Origin of the sequence: Cellulosilyticum ruminicola JCM 14822 (genome assembly GCF_001311925.1) — a bacterium.
Classification (GTDB): Bacteria; Bacillota; Clostridia; order Lachnospirales; family Cellulosilyticaceae; genus Cellulosilyticum; species Cellulosilyticum ruminicola.
The window spans coordinates 83655-101948 of the sequence record NZ_BBCG01000005.1 but is presented as its reverse complement, the minus strand read 5'-3'; the positions used below and the strand labels follow the sequence as shown (position 1 = coordinate 101948).

Sequence of the window (18294 nt, the reverse complement as noted above, 5' to 3'; positions counted from 1 at the left end):
AGGTGCTAAGAAAATGCATAAGACTGGTGAAAAGACATATATCCAGAAGATAACTTATAATAACAAAATTCCTAGAGATCATCATGTACATAGTGTAAGAACTGTACCAGGAATCACATATTTAGATATGATTTATAGATTAGTTGAAGACTATATGTTAACTCAAGCAGTTTCATTAAAAAATATTTTATTTAAGCATCCTATTGTAGTTACAGAAGAATTTGATAAAGAAGTTTATGTAACATTTATACCGATAGAAGATCATTGGCAGGTTAATGTTTCAAGTAGAAGAATTAAAGATGATAAATATTTAAGTGATGAAATAGATGCTAACATGGAATGTTTATTATATTTAGAAGATGTTCCTAATAGCAAAATCCTTAATATTAAAGCTTTTAAAGATCATGCCCAAGAGAAATGGGATATGGAAGAAGAATATGGATTAGCTAGAAAAATCGATATTCGACACTATGATTTTATGAAAGCAAGAGGGACTATTTATTATTATAAGGGCCAAGAGTTAATGGCACTTACATTAGGAGAAGAAGGAGAAAAATATAGAAAAGCATTTTATGCACATCCAGCATTTTTAGATGCAGCCACTTTTTCAGGTACATTTAAATTTACAGAAGATATGATTGCTAGAGATGGAAATGAACATATAGCTTATATTCCTTTTTCTATAGAAAACTTTGCAGTATATAAACATTTTCCAAAAGAGATTTTTGTATATACAAGTAAAAGTGTAGAAGTAAGAAAAGATAACACTATACCAGATATTAATAAAAAAGACATTAGTATATATGATGAAAATGGTGAATTAATTGCATATTTTAAAGGACTCGTTTTAAAGAGAATTAGAGATCCTAGATTAATTTCAGGACTTACAGAAAAAGAAAAAGTTACAGAAGAAATTGCTCCAAATAAGATTATTAATATAAGCAATGATAGTAATGCTAGTAACATTTTAGTGTATTTACAAGAGCAAGTTGGAAAAATGTTAAATAGACAAGTAAGTGCTCAAGATAATGAGGTAGGATTCTATGAATTAGGTCTAGATTCTGTAGAGCTTGTTCAATTAGTGAAATTATTAGAAGGTAAAGTCGGTACAACCTTATATCCAACTTTATTATTTGAGTATACAGATATAAAGCAACTTAGTGAGTATTTAGAAGAAAATTATAAGGATGTCTTTAATAAAACGGAAACTATACAACCAGCAAAAGTGGAAGTTATAAGTTCGGTAGAAAATTCAGCAGACTTTATAAAAACATATTTACAAGCTGAAGTTGGAGAATTATTAGATAGAGATATAACAAATCATGAAAATGAAGTTGGTTTTTATGACTTAGGGTTAGACTCTGCGGATTTACTCCATATTGTAAAATGTCTTGAAAATAAATTTAATATCAAAGTATATCCAACTTTATTATTCGAATACACTACAATTAATGAATTAACAGTGTACCTTTGTGAGAATTACAAAGAGAACATTAAGATAGAGAGTGTTAAAGAAAGTGTGAAAGAAAGTGTTAAAGAAAGTAATGTAAGTATACAAGCTAATTCTGTAATGTTACAACCAGTATGGAATAAAAAAGCTTTATCTGAAAAGGGTATAGATATTAGTAAACAGGTGATTATCCTAAATGGATGTAGTCATTTATCAGGACAAGCTCAAATATTCTTTGGTGATGCTGAGGTTATAAATCTACAAGAAAAAAGTAATGATATGCTTCAGACAACATTTGATACATGTCATGAAATAATTAAGCAATTACAAAAGCAAATTAAAGAAGTTAAGCAGGGAAATATTTTAATACAAGTAGTAGCTAATAAATTAAGTGAGTCAGTGGAAGCTATTAATGGGATTTTAAAAACAGCATCAATGGAGAACTCAAGAGTATATGGCCAAATAGTAGTATTTGAAAATATGAATGAGATGTCTAAAGAACAAGTTTTAGAATGCTTAAACAATGAAAAAACTCATGTGAATAGCTTAGATACTTTAATTACTTATAAAGCTACAGAACGTTTCAGCAGATGTTTTACTGAAGTAGAAGGAAAAGAAAAGAAAATAGTTTATAAAGAGAATGGTGTATATGTCATTACTGGTGGTTTAGGTGGATTAGGCCTAGCTCTTACGAAACACATTGCAGAAACAGTGAAGGCTAATATTGTTTTATTAGGCCGTTCTAAACTTAATGAAAAGAAGAAAAACATATTATTAGGTTTATCAGATCATAAATCAGAAATTAGCTATAAGAGCATAGATGTAAGTGATGCATCTAGTGTTAAAAAGTGTATAGGTGCTATAAGAAAACATTATGGCAAGATTAATGGCGTATTTCACTGTGCAGGTGTATTAAATGACCAAGTTATCTTAAAACAAAATGACAAACAGATTGATAGCGTATTACTTCCAAAGGTTAAAGGAATATATAATTTAGATCAAGCAACTAAAGATGATGCATTAGATTTCTTTGTAGCCTTTTCTTCTATAGCGGCAATTTTAGGAAATATGGGGCAAGCAATTTATGGATTTGGTAATGCTTTATGGATAGTTTTATTAAAGCTAGAAATGTCAAAGTAGAAAAGAATGTAAGAAGAGGTCAATCAGTTGCGATTAACTGGCCACTTTGGAATTCAGATGGCATGTCTATAGATAAAGACATTGTTGAGATGTTAAAAGAGAGAACGGGTTCTGAAGCATTGCCAATAATAGAAGGTATGAATATATTAGATAGTATATTAGCAAATAAATTTGCACAAATAAGTGTATTATATGGCGATACGCAAAAAGTTGTACATTATGCAAAAGATATTATTGATATTTTAGGCAAGGAAAAATCAGTTACTAAACCAGTTGTTAAAGAAAATGCAATTGTAAATGAAGATATAGCTATTATTGGTATTGCAGGAAGATATCCGAATGCAAATACAAAAGAAGAATTATATGAAGTTTTAAGAAGTGGTAAAGATTGCATTACACAAATGCCAGTAGAAAGATGGAAAGATTATAAGTTTAGTTATAATCCAGAAGAAGTTTATAATTTTGGCGGATTTATTCAAGATATAGATAAGTTTGATCCATTATTCTTTAATATTTCTCCAAGTCAGGCTGAAATGATGGATCCTCAAGTAAGACTTTTCTTAGAAGTAGCTTGGGAAGCATGTGAAGATGCAGGTTTTAAAATTCCAAGAAGAGATAAACGTATTCTTAAAGAGAAAAATGTAGGCGTATTTGCAGGTGTATTTTGGAATCACTATGAATTATTTGCAGCAGAGATGACCAAGGATGGTTATAAAACTTCTTTAGGAGTTGCATCTGCCCAAGTTGCAAATGCTGTATCTCATTACTTTAACTTTAATGGTCCATCTATGTCAGTGGATACAATGTGTTCATCTTCTTTAACAGCATTACATTTAGCGTCTGAAAGTATTAAAAGAGGTGAATGTAGTTATGCGTTAGTAGGTGGTGTAAATGTTGTAACACATCCACATAAATATATTTTCTTAAATGATGCAACAATGGTATCAGAGGATGGAAGATGCAGAAGCTTTGGGGAAAATGCTACAGGTTATGTACCAGGTGAAGGTGTTGGCGCCATACTTTTAACTACTGTAAAAGAAGCAGAAGAAAAAGGTTATCCTATATACGGTATAGTAAAAGCAACGGCAATTAATCATACAGGAAAAACATCTGGATTATCAGTGCCAGATCCTAATGCAGAAGCAGAAGTTATTAGGTGTGCACTAGAAAAAGAAAATATAGATGCAAGATCAATTAGGTACATAGAAGCACATGGAACTGGAACAGCATTAGGAGATCCAATAGAAATTACAGGACTTACTAAGGCCTTTAATGCTAATGAGAAAGATGGAAAATTCTGTGCTATTGGTTCAGTTAAATCTAACTTTGGTCACTTAGAAGGGGCAGCTGGAATTGTTGGTATTACAAAAGTATTATTACAACTTAAGCACCATGAAATCTTCCCATCATTACATGCAGAAGAGTTAAATAAATATATACCATTTGATAAGACACCATTTTATGTAGAAACAGAATTAGAAAAATGGGCGCCATTATATATAGATAATCAAGAGGTACCTAGAAGAGCTGGAATTAGTGCATTTGGAGCAAATGGTAGCAATGCGCATGTAATTATTGAAGAATATAAGGGAATCAAGGAAGCGCATACTGATAAAGATACAGGATTAAAGATTATCCCAATTTCAGCAGAAAATAAAGAAGTACTTATAGAGTATGTGAAGAAGTTTATTACGTATTTTGAGCAAGAAGTAATAGTAAGTGAAGAGGTTGTTAATGACGTTAAGGATAGTGTAGTTAACTGCATTGTAAAAGTCCTTCAATTAGAAAAAGATGAAGTAATGCAAGTAGACTCTTTAAGTGAATTAACAACAGATTATTGCCAAATTAATATGTTGAAAGAGCAATTAATAGAAGAATTTGATATAGATACTAAAGAAGGATTATCAGAAATCAATAGTATTCAAGAGTTAGCAACAGAAATTGCTAAGCAAATTAAAAATACTAATGTAGATATTAAGGATAATTCATTAAGAGATGTGGCATATACTCTTCAAGTAGCTAGAGAGAGTATGGCATCTAGAGTAGCCTTTTTATGTTCATCTATACAAGAACTTAAAGAGCAAATGAAGAAGTTTATAAGCGGAGAAGATGCAAAAGAAATTTATTCTTCTGAAATTAAACAAAATAAAAATATAGAAGTATCAGTAGCAATGGCTTCTCATAATATGGATGAGATCGCAGCATTATGGGTAGCAGGTGAAAACATACAATGGCAAGAGCTACATGGAAATAATGTAAATAGAAGAATAAGTTTACCAACATATCCATTCAAGAAAGAACATTATTGGATTACAGATATTATCCCAGAGAAGGATAATAAAGAAGTAAATATACAAGGAATGATTCATCCACTTGTACAGCAAAATACATCTGATATCTTTGAACAAAGATATACAACCGTATTTACTGGCGAAGAGACATTCTTAAAAGACCATGTTGTTGGTGGCAATAAAGTATTACCAGGTGCAGCATATTTAGAAATGGTTCATACAGCAGTTGATTTATCTGTTAAAGATGTTATGAATGAAGAATACATGATTAGCCTAAAAGATGTTGTATGGATGCAACCAATAATTGTAACAGAACCTACAACAGTAAATATTGCCATTCATTTACTAAGCAAAACAGAGTTAAGTTTTGAAGTATATGGTACAACAAGATTGGAAGATGAAGTTGTATATTGTGAAGGAAAGATTAATTTAGATAAGAAAGTAAATCCAGGTCAAATTAATCTTGAAGATATTAAACTTCAATGTACGCTAGGAGAAGTATCAACAGAAGCTTGTTATCAAAAATTAAGTGATGGAGATATAAATTATGGTCCATCTCATAAAGTGATGAAGCAAATCTATTTAGGTGAAAATGTAATACTAACAAAGTTACAACTTCCACTACATTTAGTAGGAGACTTTAAAAAATATACATTACACCCTAGTTTAGTAGATGGTGCTATTCATTCAAGCATTGGTTTCTCAATTAATGATAAAGAAAAGGCTGTAAAAGTACCATTTGCGTTAGAGAATGTAAAAGTATATGACGCTTTAGAACAAATTGTATGGGCGTATGTTACAAAAGAAGAAGATGGAAGATGTAATATAGTTATTTGCAATGAATCAGGTGAGATTAAAGTTAAATTAGAGAAACTTTCATCTAGAGAAATGAAGAGCATGGGCGGCAAAAAACAAGTAGGACAACTTATTTGTAAACCAAGCTGGGTAGAATTTATACCTAAAAACATGACTCAAACAGCAGTTAGCAAGAAAGCTATCTTTATTTATGGATCTAAAGAAAATGAAGAAGTTAAAACTTTAGTTGAAAATAATATTAAAGATAGTGAGTGTACATGTTATGTGGTAGAAAATAATGCGTTAAATCAATCATATAGTATGCATGCTGTACAATTATTAGATGGAATTAAGACATATTTTAAAAACGGTATTTCAAATAAATTACTTGTTCAATTAGTTGTAGTAAAAGATAGAGAAGAAATGGGTGTTTATGAAGGATTATTAAGTTTAGTAAAGAGTGCAGAAGCTGAAAATCCTAATATTATAACACAACTTATTATTTTAGAAGATAATAAGAACATTATTGAGGCAGTAGAAAAAGCTAGTAAGAACTTAAATATTAGTAAGTTAATGTATAAAAATAATAAGTACTATAAACTTCAATGGAATGAAGTGAAGAATAACGATAAGAATGAAACACTTTTATGGAAGCAAAATGGAACATATGTTATTACAGGAGGAATGGGTGGACTAGGCTATATTTTTGCTAAAGAAATAGCTCATCAAATAGGTGAAGGTAATATCATTTTACTTGGTAGGTCTTCATTAACACCTCAAAAACAAGAAAAATTAGATCAACTTAAAAATGAGAAAGTAAACGTCATTTACAAATCAGTTGATTTGATTGAAAGACAAAATCTAGAAAAATCTATAATAGAAATAAAAGAAGCGTATGGATCAATAAATGGTATATTACATTGTGCAGGAACGTTAAAAGACCATTTAATAGGTAAAAAGACAGAAGAAGAATTCTTAGAAGTTATGGCACCTAAAGTAACAGGAATTGTTAATTTAGATGAAGTAACTAAACAAATGAATTTAGATTTCTTTGCAGTCTTTTCATCTCTTGCAAGTTTAAATGGTAATATAGGACAAAGTGATTATGCTACAGCTAATGGCTTTATGGATGCATATGTACAATATAGAAATAGTTTAGTGGCACAAGGTGAAAGAAAAGGAATAACATGTACATTTAACTGGCCATTATGGCAGAAGGTGGTATGAGTGTTGATTCAGATGTCGAGAACGAGTTTGAAAAAGAAACTGGTATGGTGGCAATGCAAACTCAAGTAGGCATTAATGCGTTTAATTATGGTGTAATATCTAAAGAACCTCAATTATTAGTAGTTGAAGGATATACTAAAGTATTAAAAGAAAAGTATATTGATGTACTTAACGGAAAAGAAGTAGTAGAGAGTCTTTCTAAGAAAGCTGTAGTATTTGATGAAATTTTAAGATTAAAAGCTATAGCATATATTAAGGCAGTTATTTCTAATGGTATTAGACTAAAAACAGAGGCATTGAAAGAAAATACACCTTTTGAGTCATATGGTATAGATTCTATTATGGTAACTAAACTTACAAAGGTATTAGAAGAACAATTTGGTAAATTATCAACTACAATATTCTATGAATATCAAACAGTAGCAGAACTTACAGATTACTTTATTAAAGAGCATAGCAGCCGTTTAAGTGAACTATTAGATATTACAAAATCAGAAGCAAGTACTAAGTCACTTAATGAAGAAAAGATTGAGAAAAAATCTAGACAAAAAGGTAGACTATCATTTAAAGATATTGTTGATAAACAAGGAAATGATGTTACAAATAACAATTTTGATATTGCAATTGTAGGTATTTCAGGTAGATATCCAGGAGCTAATAATGCTAACGAATTATGGGATAATTTAGTTAACGGTAAAGACTGTATTACAGAAATTCCAAAAGAACGTTGGGATTATACAAAGTATTATGACCCTAGACCAAATATTGAAGGTAAAGTACGTAGTAAATGGGGAGGATTTATTGATGGCGTAGATGAATTTGATCCACTATTTTTCAATATTTCACCTCGTGAAGCAGAAAAGATGGACCCACAAGAAAGATTATTCTTACAATGTGCATATGAAACAATACAAGATGCAGGTTATACAAGAGATGCTTTAAGTAAGTATAGAGCAAATGGTTTAGAAGGCAATGTAGGTGTATTCGTAGGTGTAATGTATGAAGAATATCAACTTTATGGTGCACAAGAGCAAGTTAAAGGAAGCAACATAGCCTTAGCTGGTAACCCATCATCTATTGCCAATAGAGTATCTTATACATTTAATTTACATGGACCTAGCCTTTCTGTAGATACAATGTGTTCATCATCATTAACAGCGTTATATTTAGCTTGTCAAAGTATTAGAACAAATGCTTGTGAAATGGCCATTGCTGGTGGAGTTAATGTTTCTATTCATCCAAATAAATATATTACATTAGGAGCTGGAAACTTTGTATCTAGTAGGGGACGTTGTGAAAGCTTTGGAAAATATGGAGATGGTTATGTACCAGGCGAAGGAATAGGAGCAGTTTTATTAAAACCATTAGAAAAAGCAATAGCAGATGGCGATCATATTTATGGTGTAGTAAAAGGTATTGCTATCAATCATGGTGGCAAAACAAATGGTTATACTGTACCTAATTTAAAGGCTCAAAAGAATGTAATTGATAGTGCAATTAAGGCATCTGGAATTAATCCAAGACAAATTACTTATATTGAAGCACATGGTACAGGAACATCATTAGGAGATCCTATTGAAATAGAAGGATTAACAAAATCATTTGCAGCATATACAAGTGATAAACAATATTGTGCAATTGGTTCAGTAAAATCTAATATTGGTCATACAGAAAGTGCATCAGGTATAGCTGGCATTATTAAAGTATTACTACAAATGAAGCACAAAAAACTGGTACCATCCTTACATGCACAAGAATTAAATCCTAATATTGATTTTGAAAGCACACCATTTGTAGTACAAAGAGAATTAAGCAATTGGGAAAGAGTTGATGGAAAACCACTTGCAGCAAGTGTAAGTAGCTTTGGAGCAGGCGGATCTAATGCACATGTTATTGTAGAAGAATATATTCCAAATGTGGTAACAGATAGTACAGCAAACGAAACTCAATTTATCGTATTATCTGCTAGAAATGAAGAAGGTTTAGAAATAGAAGCTAAGCAATTATTAGAACACATAATCAAGAAAAACTTTACAGATAAAGAACTTAGCAGTATAGCTTATACACTTCAAGTTGGACGCGAAGAAATGGCAGAAAGAGTTGCCTTTATAGTAAATAATATGGCGGAACTTAAAGAAAGACTCAATCAGTTTATTAATAAGGAAAGCTATATCAAAGATTGTTATAGAGGAAGTAGTAACAATCAAAACAACATGTTTAAATTTACTCAATATGAAGAGATGAAGCAAATGGTAAGAAGCTGGCTTAATAATAGAGTAGCTGAAAAATTCTTAGAAGCTTGGATAAATGGTATTGCATTAGATTGGAATGAATTATACAAAGCTGGTAAACCACAAAAAATAAGCTTACCAACATATCCATTTGAAAAAGAACATTATTGGATAGAACAAAGTAGCATAAATCAATCAATGCTAATGGGAATAGCAGGTAATAAGATGCACCCACTTGTACAGATAAATACATCTGATGTATTTGAACAAAAATATTCAACTGTATTTACTGGTGAAGAATTCTATTTAACAGATCATGTAATAAATGGTGAAAAAGTTTTACCAGGTGCAGCATATTTAGAAATGGCATATCAAGCAGTTAAAATAGCTGTTAAAGATGTAGTAGAAGGTAATTATAGTATTAAGTTACAAGATATTTGTTGGAGAATGCCTTTTGTAAATAGTGAAGCAAATAGCATAAATATATCACTTGAATCATTAAGTGATACAGAATTAAGATTCAATATATATAGTGTAGAAGATGATATTCAAAAGGGATATTGTGAAGGAAAAGCTTGCTTAATTGATAAAGAAAAATCACCAAGTATAGATATTAAATCACTTCAAAATAGCCTTAAATCACAAGAAATTTCTAAAGAAGAGTGCTATAAAGTATTTAAGAAAGGCAATATTACATATGGCGTAGCACATCAAGTTATAGAAAAAATGTATGCAGGTAGTCAAAGCGTATTAACCAATATTCATTTACCAGAACAATTACAAGAAACATTTAATGAATATATGTTACATCCAAGCTTAATTGATGGTGCAATTCAAAGTTGTATAGGTATGGGACTTCAAGAAAAAGAAGAAAAAGTTGAAGTACCATATAGCTTAGATAGCGTAGAAGTGTATGATGCATTAAGTGATAATATGTGGGTATATGTTACAAGTAATCAAATGGATAAATGTAATATTGAATTATGTGATGAAAGTGGTAAGGTTGCAGTTAGATTAAAAGGCTTAGCAACTAAGAAAATGAGATTACAAGCTACAGATACTGTGATGTATGTACCAAGTTGGGTAGCAGCTTCTGAAATAGAAAACCAAACAAAACAATTTGATGAAAAATACGTATTAGTTTATGGCGACGATGAAAAATCTAATTTAATAAAAGGTTTAGGATATGATGTTGCTCGTTATACAAAGGTAAATGTAAATGATTTAGCTAATGCTTATGAAAAAGATGCAATTGAATTATTCAATTTCATAAAGGAAAAGCAAGCAGCGCATATACAAGGCAAAGTATTATTACAAGTTGTGGTACTTAAGCAAAAAGCTGAAATGAGTGTATATGAGGGGCTTTTAGGACTCATCAAAACTGTACAAGGAGAAAATCCTAATATTTATACACAACTTCTAGTTGTAGAAGATGATATAGATACAAATGTATTAGCTTCTAAATTAGAAGAAAGTAGTAAGAACATTAGTGAAGCTAAAATTCTTTATAGTGGAGATAAACGATATACTGTAAAATGGCAAGAAATACAAAATGTGAAGACATCTGAAAACATAATATGGAGAGAAAATGGTGTATATGTTATTACAGGAGGAATGGGCGGTCTTGGTATTTTATTTGCTAAAGAGATTGTAAATAAAAATCAAAAAGCACGTGTTATTTTAATAGGTCGCTCTGAATTAGATAATGCTAAGAAAGCAGTATTAGATGAAATAAATGGACAAGTAGTTTATAAGCAAGCTGATTTATCTAAAGAAGATAGTGTGACCAAGGTAGTAAATCAAATTGTAAATGAATACGGTAAGATTAATGGTATTTTACATAGTGCAGGTGTTATTAAAGATCAATTAATCATTAAGAAATCAGTACAAGAGTTTAAACAAGTATTAGCACCTAAGGTACGAGGTGTTGAAAACTTAGATAAAGCAACTAAGAACATAGATGTAGACTTTATCATGTTATTCTCATCTATTACAAGCATAAATGGAAATATAGGACAAAGTGATTATGCAGTTGCAAATGGCTTTATGGACATGTATGCAAGTTATAGAAATAGATTAGTTGAGAATGGTCAAAGAAAAGGGCAAACATATGTAATTAATTGGCCACTTTGGGCAGAAGGTGGTATGCAGGTAAGTGAAGCCATAAGTAAGGACATTAAGAAACAATTTGGTATGCATCCAATGCAAACTGAGACAGGTATTAAAGCATTTTATGATGTCTTAGAATTACCATATACACAAGTAATGGTAGTAGAAGGAGAGGCTTCTAAGTTAAGAAGAACACTGCTTGCTCAAATTAATGGAGAGATAAAAGAATCTGAAGAGGTAGTAGTTAATACTCAAGTAAGCATAAGTACTCATGATGATTTACAGGATAAAGCAGTTAATTATATTAAAGAAATAGTTTCTAAGATTATTAAGTTAACACCAAATAAAATTGATGAGTCAGCACAATTAGAGAAATATGGTATTGACTCTGTAATGGTTATGCAATTGACTGATCAATTAGAATTAACATTTGGTCAATTACCAAAGACATTATTCTTTGAATATCAGACAATAGCAGAGTTAACCAAATACTTATTAGAGAACTATGAAGCACAATTTGCTAAAGCCTTAGATATAGTAGTAAATGCAGGAGAAGTAGTAGAAGAAAAAGCAACTAATGTGTTAGAAAGCAGTAACCAAGGCTTTAAAGTAAAAAGGAAAAATAAAGTTGGTAGAAATGTAACACTAAGAAGTGCAGATCAACCATTAGATATTGCTATTATTGGTTTGGCTGGTAAGTATCCAGGTGCTAATAATTTAGATGAATTATGGAGAAGTCTAACAGAAGGTAAAGATTGTATTACTGAAATACCAAAAGAAAGATGGAACTTCGAAGAATACTACGATCCAAATGGCAAGGAAGGTAAAGTGCGTAGTAAATGGGGAGGATTTATAGAAGGTGTAGATGAATTTGATCCACTATTCTTCAATATTTCTCCAAGAGAAGCAGAACGCATGGATCCACAAGAAAGATTATTCTTGGAATGTGCTTATCAAACAATACAAGATGCTGGATACACAAGAAAAGAATTGAGTGAGTATAACAAAAATGGATTAGAAGGAAATATTGGTGTCTTTGTTGGGGCAATGTATGAAGAGTACCAACTTTATGGGGCTCAAGAACAATTAAGAGGTAACAATATTTGTTTAGCAGGTAATCCATCATCTATAGCAAACCGTGTTTCTTATACATTTAATTTACATGGACCAAGTATGACTGTTGATACAATGTGTTCATCATCATTAACAGCAATTAGTTTAGCTTGTCAAAGCATTAGAAATGAACAGTGTGAAATGGCTATTGCTGGTGGTGTTAATGTATCTATTCATCCTAATAAGTATATTGGTCTAGGCCAGGGTAATTTTGTATCAAGTAAAGGTCGCTGTGAAACATTTGGTGAAGGCGGAGATGGCTATGTACCAGGTGAAGGCGTTGGAGCTGTTTTATTAAAACCATTAGAACAAGCTATTGCAGATGGCGATCAAATATATGGTGTAATTAAGGCATTAGAAATCAATCATGGTGGAAAAACTAATGGTTTCACAGTGCCAAACTTAAAAGCACAGGAAAATGTAATTAATAGAGCAATTAAAGTTTCAGGTATTAATCCACGTGAAATGAGTTATATTGAAGCACATGGAACAGGAACTGCATTAGGTGATCCTATTGAAATAGATGCATTAAATAAGAGCTTTAAACAATACACAAGTGATAAACAATATTGTGCAATTGGTTCTATTAAATCTAATATAGGACATACAGAAAGTGCATCAGGTATTGCAGGCATTACAAAAGTACTTTTACAAATGAAATATGGTAAGTTAGTGCCATCATTACATTCAGAAGTACTTAATACTAATATAGATTTTGCCAATACACCATTTAAAGTACAAAGAAGCTTAACAGATTGGAAGCGACCTGTTATAGAAGGAAAAACAGAGAAGCTCACAGCAGGTATAAGTAGCTTTGGCGCAGGTGGTTCTAATGCGCATCTGATCTTACAAGAGTACACAGATACATATAGTCATAATGAAGTAGGCGAGTTTAAAGAATATATAATCGTCTTATCAGCAAAAACAGAAGAACGTTTAAAATTACAAGTAGCTAATTTAAAAGAAGTAATAGAGAAGTCTAAGTTTGATAATAATGACTTAGTAAACATTGCTTATACACTTCAAACTGGTCGTGAAGCAATGGAAGAAAGAATAGCATTTGTAGTTAAGAGTATAGAAGAGTTAAAAGAAAAACTACAACTATTCCTTAATAATGAATCTTATATTGGAGAATGTTATAGAGGTAGCATTAATCAATATGAAGAAATAAATAAATTTATTCAAAGTGAAGACATTAAACAAGTTATTAAGTCTTGGATTAGTCAAAAACGATATACAAAATTTATTGAGTTATGGGTAAAAGGAATAGAAGTAGAGTGGAAGTTATTATACAATAAAAAACTTCCTAAGAAGATAAGTTTACCAACATATCCATTTGAACAAGAACATTATTGGATAGAAACAGATAAGAACTTTAATAGTTTAGGACATGTAACTCAGATTCATCCACTTGTTCAAAAGAATACATCAGATGTATTTGAACAAAGATATACAACAGCATTTACAGGACAAGAATTCTTCTTAGCAGATCATAAAGTTGGCGGAAGAAAAATATTACCTGGAGCTGCCTATCTAGAAATGGCTTATATTGCTATTAAAGAAGCAATTAATAATACTATTGAAAGTGAATATAGCATCAACTTAGAGGAAATTATTTGGAGATATCCTTTAGTTTGTGATGAGAGTCAAGAAGTAAATATTTCACTAGAATTAGTAAGTGATACAGAATTAAGATTTGAAGTATATGATGCAAGAGTAGAAAACAATGGACAAAAGATTTACTGTGAGGGAATAGCAACAATAGATAGAAAAGACAGTGAAAAAATTGTAGATATTGAAAGCATTAAGCAAGAATGTAATGAAGAAGAGATTAGTGCAGAAGATTGTTATAAAGTATTAAGTAAGAATGGCATTAATTATGGATTATCTCATAAAGTAGTTAAGAATATTTATTGTGGACAAAACAGTCTTTTAGTTCAGTTACAATTACCAGATCAATTAAAAGGAAGCTTTAAACAATATACATTACATCCAAGTTTAATAGATGGTGCTATTCATGGAAGTGTGGGATTATCAATCCACAATAATTTAGAAAATGTAGGCATACCATTTACAGTAAATAAAGTAAAAGTATATGGCGCATTAGAAGAAAATATGTGGGCACATATAGTGGAAGTCAGAGCTAATGAATGTAACATTAAATTATATGATTCACAAGGAGCTTTAAAAGTAGAACTTGGTAGTTTAGTAACTAAATCAATTACAGATTATAAAGTAAACAATACTTCTGTAATGCTTTGGAAATCAGAGTGGATTAAGCATACAGCAGCTGCAATAAATGAGATCTCAGCTGAAGAACATTATGTGTTTGCATATGGTTTAACTAATAACTATGACTTAAGTGCAGAACTTAATAAGCTATTTACAAAATGCCATTTTACATATCAAAAAGTAGATGTAGAAGACTTGGCACATAGTTATGAGGAAGCTTGCCTTGAAATCTTTAATAATCTTAAAGAATGTTTAAATACAAAGGTAACTAAGAAAGTATTAATTCAAATTTTAGTATTAGAAGAAGTAGAAGCACTTCAAACATATGAAGGTCTTCTCGGACTTATTGAAACAGCAAGCTTAGAAAATCCTAATGTAAGTGTTCAGTTTGTAGGAATAAGAGAAATAGATAATAAAGACAAAATAGCTCATAACGTATATAACGCTAGTTTAGAGTCTAGATATAATAAACTAATTTATATAAACAATGAGTCTTATGTACAAAGCTGGAAAGAATTTAAAGGAATAATAAAAGAAAATGGAATACCTTGGAAAGAAAATGGCATTTATCTTATCACAGGAGGTATGGGAGGCTTAGGCTATATCTTTGCTAAAGAAATTACAAAGCATATTAGTAGTGGAAAAGTTATATTATTAGGTCGTTCACGTTTAAGCCAACAATATCAAGAAAAACTTGCTGATTTAGAAAGAAAAGGTATAGAAGTAACATACAAACAAGTAGATGTAACAAGTGAAAGAGAAGTTACACAAACTATTCAAGAAGTTGTTAATGAATATGGTAATATTAATGGAATTATTCATAGTGCAGGCATAATTAAAGATCATTTAATAATTAAGAAGACAGAAGATGAGTATAAGAAAGTCTTAGGACCAAAGGTAAAAGGAATTGTTAATTTAGATAAGGCAACAAAAGACTTAAAACTTGACTTATTTATAGCATTTTCTTCAATTACAGGCATCAAAGGAAATATAGGACAAAGTGATTATGCAGCAGCAAATGGTTTCATGGATGCATATTGTGCATATCGTAACCAACTAACCAAATTAGGTAAACGTCAAGGTCGTGCTTACTCTATTAACTGGCCATTATGGAATAATGGTGGAATGAATATTGATAAGCGTATTGTTACAGCATTACAAGAAAAGTTGGGAATGTCTACATTAGAAACAACGGTAGGATTACAAGCATTCTATGAAGTATTAAATACAGAGGAAAATCAAGTATTAGTTGTACAGGGTAAAGCATCTAAGCTTAGAAGAACATTATTTGAAACACAGCAAAATTCAAAATTAAGCAAATTAAATAATGCTCAAACTAAGACTGCTAGAGTGGATGAAGATATCAGAATAAGAACACAGAATTATATTAAGAAGGTTGTAGCAGATATCATTAAATTATCACCAAATAAAGTGGATATTAATAAGCAATTTGAAGATTATGGTATTGACTCTGTAATGATTATGCAACTTACAAGTGAATTAGAGAAAACATTTGGAGAAATATCTAAAACTATTTTCTTTGAATGCCAAACAATAGCAGAAGTTACTAAGTACTTTATTGAAAACTTTGCAAACGTAATTAATGAGTTATTGATGCCTAAAACACAAGCAGTTGCAAATGAAACCACAGAAGAAACTACAGAAGAAATTAGCTTAGAATTAACAGATGCAGCACCAATTAAGATGAAAAAACATTCAAGAATGAATGTAAAAGGTTCAGTATTAGCTAAACAACAAGACATTGCTATTATAGGTTTAGCAGGAAAATATCCAGGTGCTAATAATGTAGAAGAGTTATGGAATGTTTTAGCAAATGGTCAAGATTGTATTACAGAGATTCCAAAAGATAGATGGGATTATAGTAAATATTATGATCCAGATAGAAATGCGAAAGGTAAAGCTTGCAGTAAATGGGGCGGCTTTATAGACGGTATAGATAAGTTTGATCCATTATTCTTTAATATTTCTCCAAGTGCAGTAGAGAAAATTGATCCACAGGAAAGATTATTCTTACAATGTGCATATGAAACAATTGAAGATGCAGGTTATACAAAAGAATCCTTAAGTCAATACAAGACTAATGGCCTTGAAGGAAATGTGGGAGTCTTCGTAGGTGTAATGTATGAAGAGTATCAACTTTATGGTGCTCAAGAGCAACAAAAAGGTATTAATGTAGCATTAGGTGGCAATCCATCGTCTATTGCTAATAGAGTATCATATACATTTAATTTACATGGACCAAGTATTGCATTAGATACAATGTGTTCATCATCACTAACAGCTATTTATCTAGCTTGTCAAAGTATAAGAACTAATGAGTGTGAGTTAGCTATTGCGGGTGGTGTGAATTTATCAGTACATCCTAATAAATATGTTGCATTAGGCCAAGGTAAATTTGTATCTAGTGATGGACGTTGTAGAACATTTGGAAAAGATGGCGATGGCTATGTTCCAGGTGAAGGTGTTGGAGCAATCTTACTTAAACCATTAGATAGAGCAATTCAAGATGGTGACCATATTTATGGTGTAATTAAAGGTATAGCTATCAATCATGGTGGCAAAACAAATGGATATACAGTACCTAATGTAAAAGCTCAAAAAAATGTCATTGAAAAAGCTATTAATGAATCAGGTATTAATCCTCGTACAATTAGCTATATAGAAGCACATGGTACTGGAACTGCATTAGGAGATCCAATAGAAATAGATAGTTTAAACAAAGCATTTGGAAATTATGGAGCAGAAAAACAATACTGTGCAATTGGATCAATTAAATCTAATATAGGACATACAGAAAGTGCATCAGGTATAGCTGGTATTACGAAAATCTTATTACAATTAAAACATAAGAAGTTAGTACCATCATTACATTCTGCACAGTTAAATCCTAATATTAATTTTGCAGAAACACCATTTAAGGTACAACAAGAGCTAGCAGATTGGAAACGTCCAGTGGTTCAAGATAAAGAACAACCATTAAGAGCTGGTATTAGTAGCTTTGGAGCTGGAGGTTCAAATGCACATCTCATTATTGAAGAATATATGCAACCAAAAAATAATGTAAATGTAAAAGAACAAGAAGCTAAAGTTATAGTATTATCTGCAAAAACAGAAGAAAGATTAATGGTTGTAGCAGAGAGATTTAAACATAAATTAGAACAACAACAATTTAGTGATGCAGATTTATTAAATATTGCATATACACTTCAAGTTGGACGTGAAGGATTAAATATAAGAATAGCATTTATAGTAAATAATCTTAAAGAGCTACAAGAAAAACTTACATCATTTATAGAAGGAAAAGATTATATTCCAGGATGCTATCGAACACAAGCAAGTAGTGCTAAAGAAGTATTAGATGTTATTCAATATGAGGACATCAAGTATGTTATTAATGAATGGATTAAAGACAAACAATATGATAAATTCCTAGACTTATGGGTTAAGGGAATAGATATTGATTGGAACTTAATGTATGGTAACAGCAAACCAAGTAAGATGAGTTTACCAACTTATCCATTTGAAGAAGAGAAATATTGGATAGATATTACACCTAATTATCAATTAGTAGAACAAACTAATAAGCTCATTGGAAATATGATGCATCCACTTGTTCAATACAATATTTCTGATGTAACAGAGCAACGTTATGGTAGTAGTTTGATGGAAGTGAATTTTTCTTAAG

The 18294-nt window shown here is 30.9% G+C and carries 3 protein-coding genes; all 3 read left to right on the top strand.

Features of this window, described 5'->3' with window-relative positions:
- Nucleotides 1-13: 13 nt before the first annotated feature.
- From JCM14822_RS03135 to JCM14822_RS03125, 3 genes are read left to right on the top strand one after another with little or no spacing between them, the layout of a single operon-like run.
- A complete protein-coding gene (locus JCM14822_RS03135) occupies nt 14-2590 on the top strand; it encodes an SDR family NAD(P)-dependent oxidoreductase (protein ID WP_054739570.1) in 2577 nt (858 codons plus the stop codon).
- A complete protein-coding gene (locus JCM14822_RS03130; RefSeq protein WP_054739568.1) occupies nt 2554-6903 on the top strand; it encodes a type I polyketide synthase in 4350 nt (1449 codons plus the stop codon). Before JCM14822_RS03135 ends, JCM14822_RS03130 begins: the two co-directional genes overlap by 37 nt.
- Nucleotides 6885-18293 carry an SDR family NAD(P)-dependent oxidoreductase gene (locus JCM14822_RS03125; protein WP_083461236.1) on the top strand — a complete coding sequence of 3803 codons (11409 nt, stop codon included), beginning with the start codon at nt 6885-6887 and terminating at the stop codon, nt 18291-18293. Before JCM14822_RS03130 ends, JCM14822_RS03125 begins: the two co-directional genes overlap by 19 nt.
- The last annotated feature ends 1 nt before the right edge of the window (nt 18294 follow it).

Excerpts from the sequence above, each read along its gene's own strand:
- JCM14822_RS03130 (WP_054739568.1), top strand. The coding sequence starts at position 2,554 with ATGGATAGTTTTATTAAAGCTAGAAATGTCAAAGTAGAAAAGAATGTA.
- JCM14822_RS03125 (WP_083461236.1), top strand. The coding sequence starts at position 6,885 with ATGGCAGAAGGTGGTATGAGTGTTGATTCAGATGTCGAGAACGAGTTT.
- JCM14822_RS03135 (WP_054739570.1), top strand. The coding sequence starts at position 14 with ATGCATAAGACTGGTGAAAAGACATATATCCAGAAGATAACTTATAAT.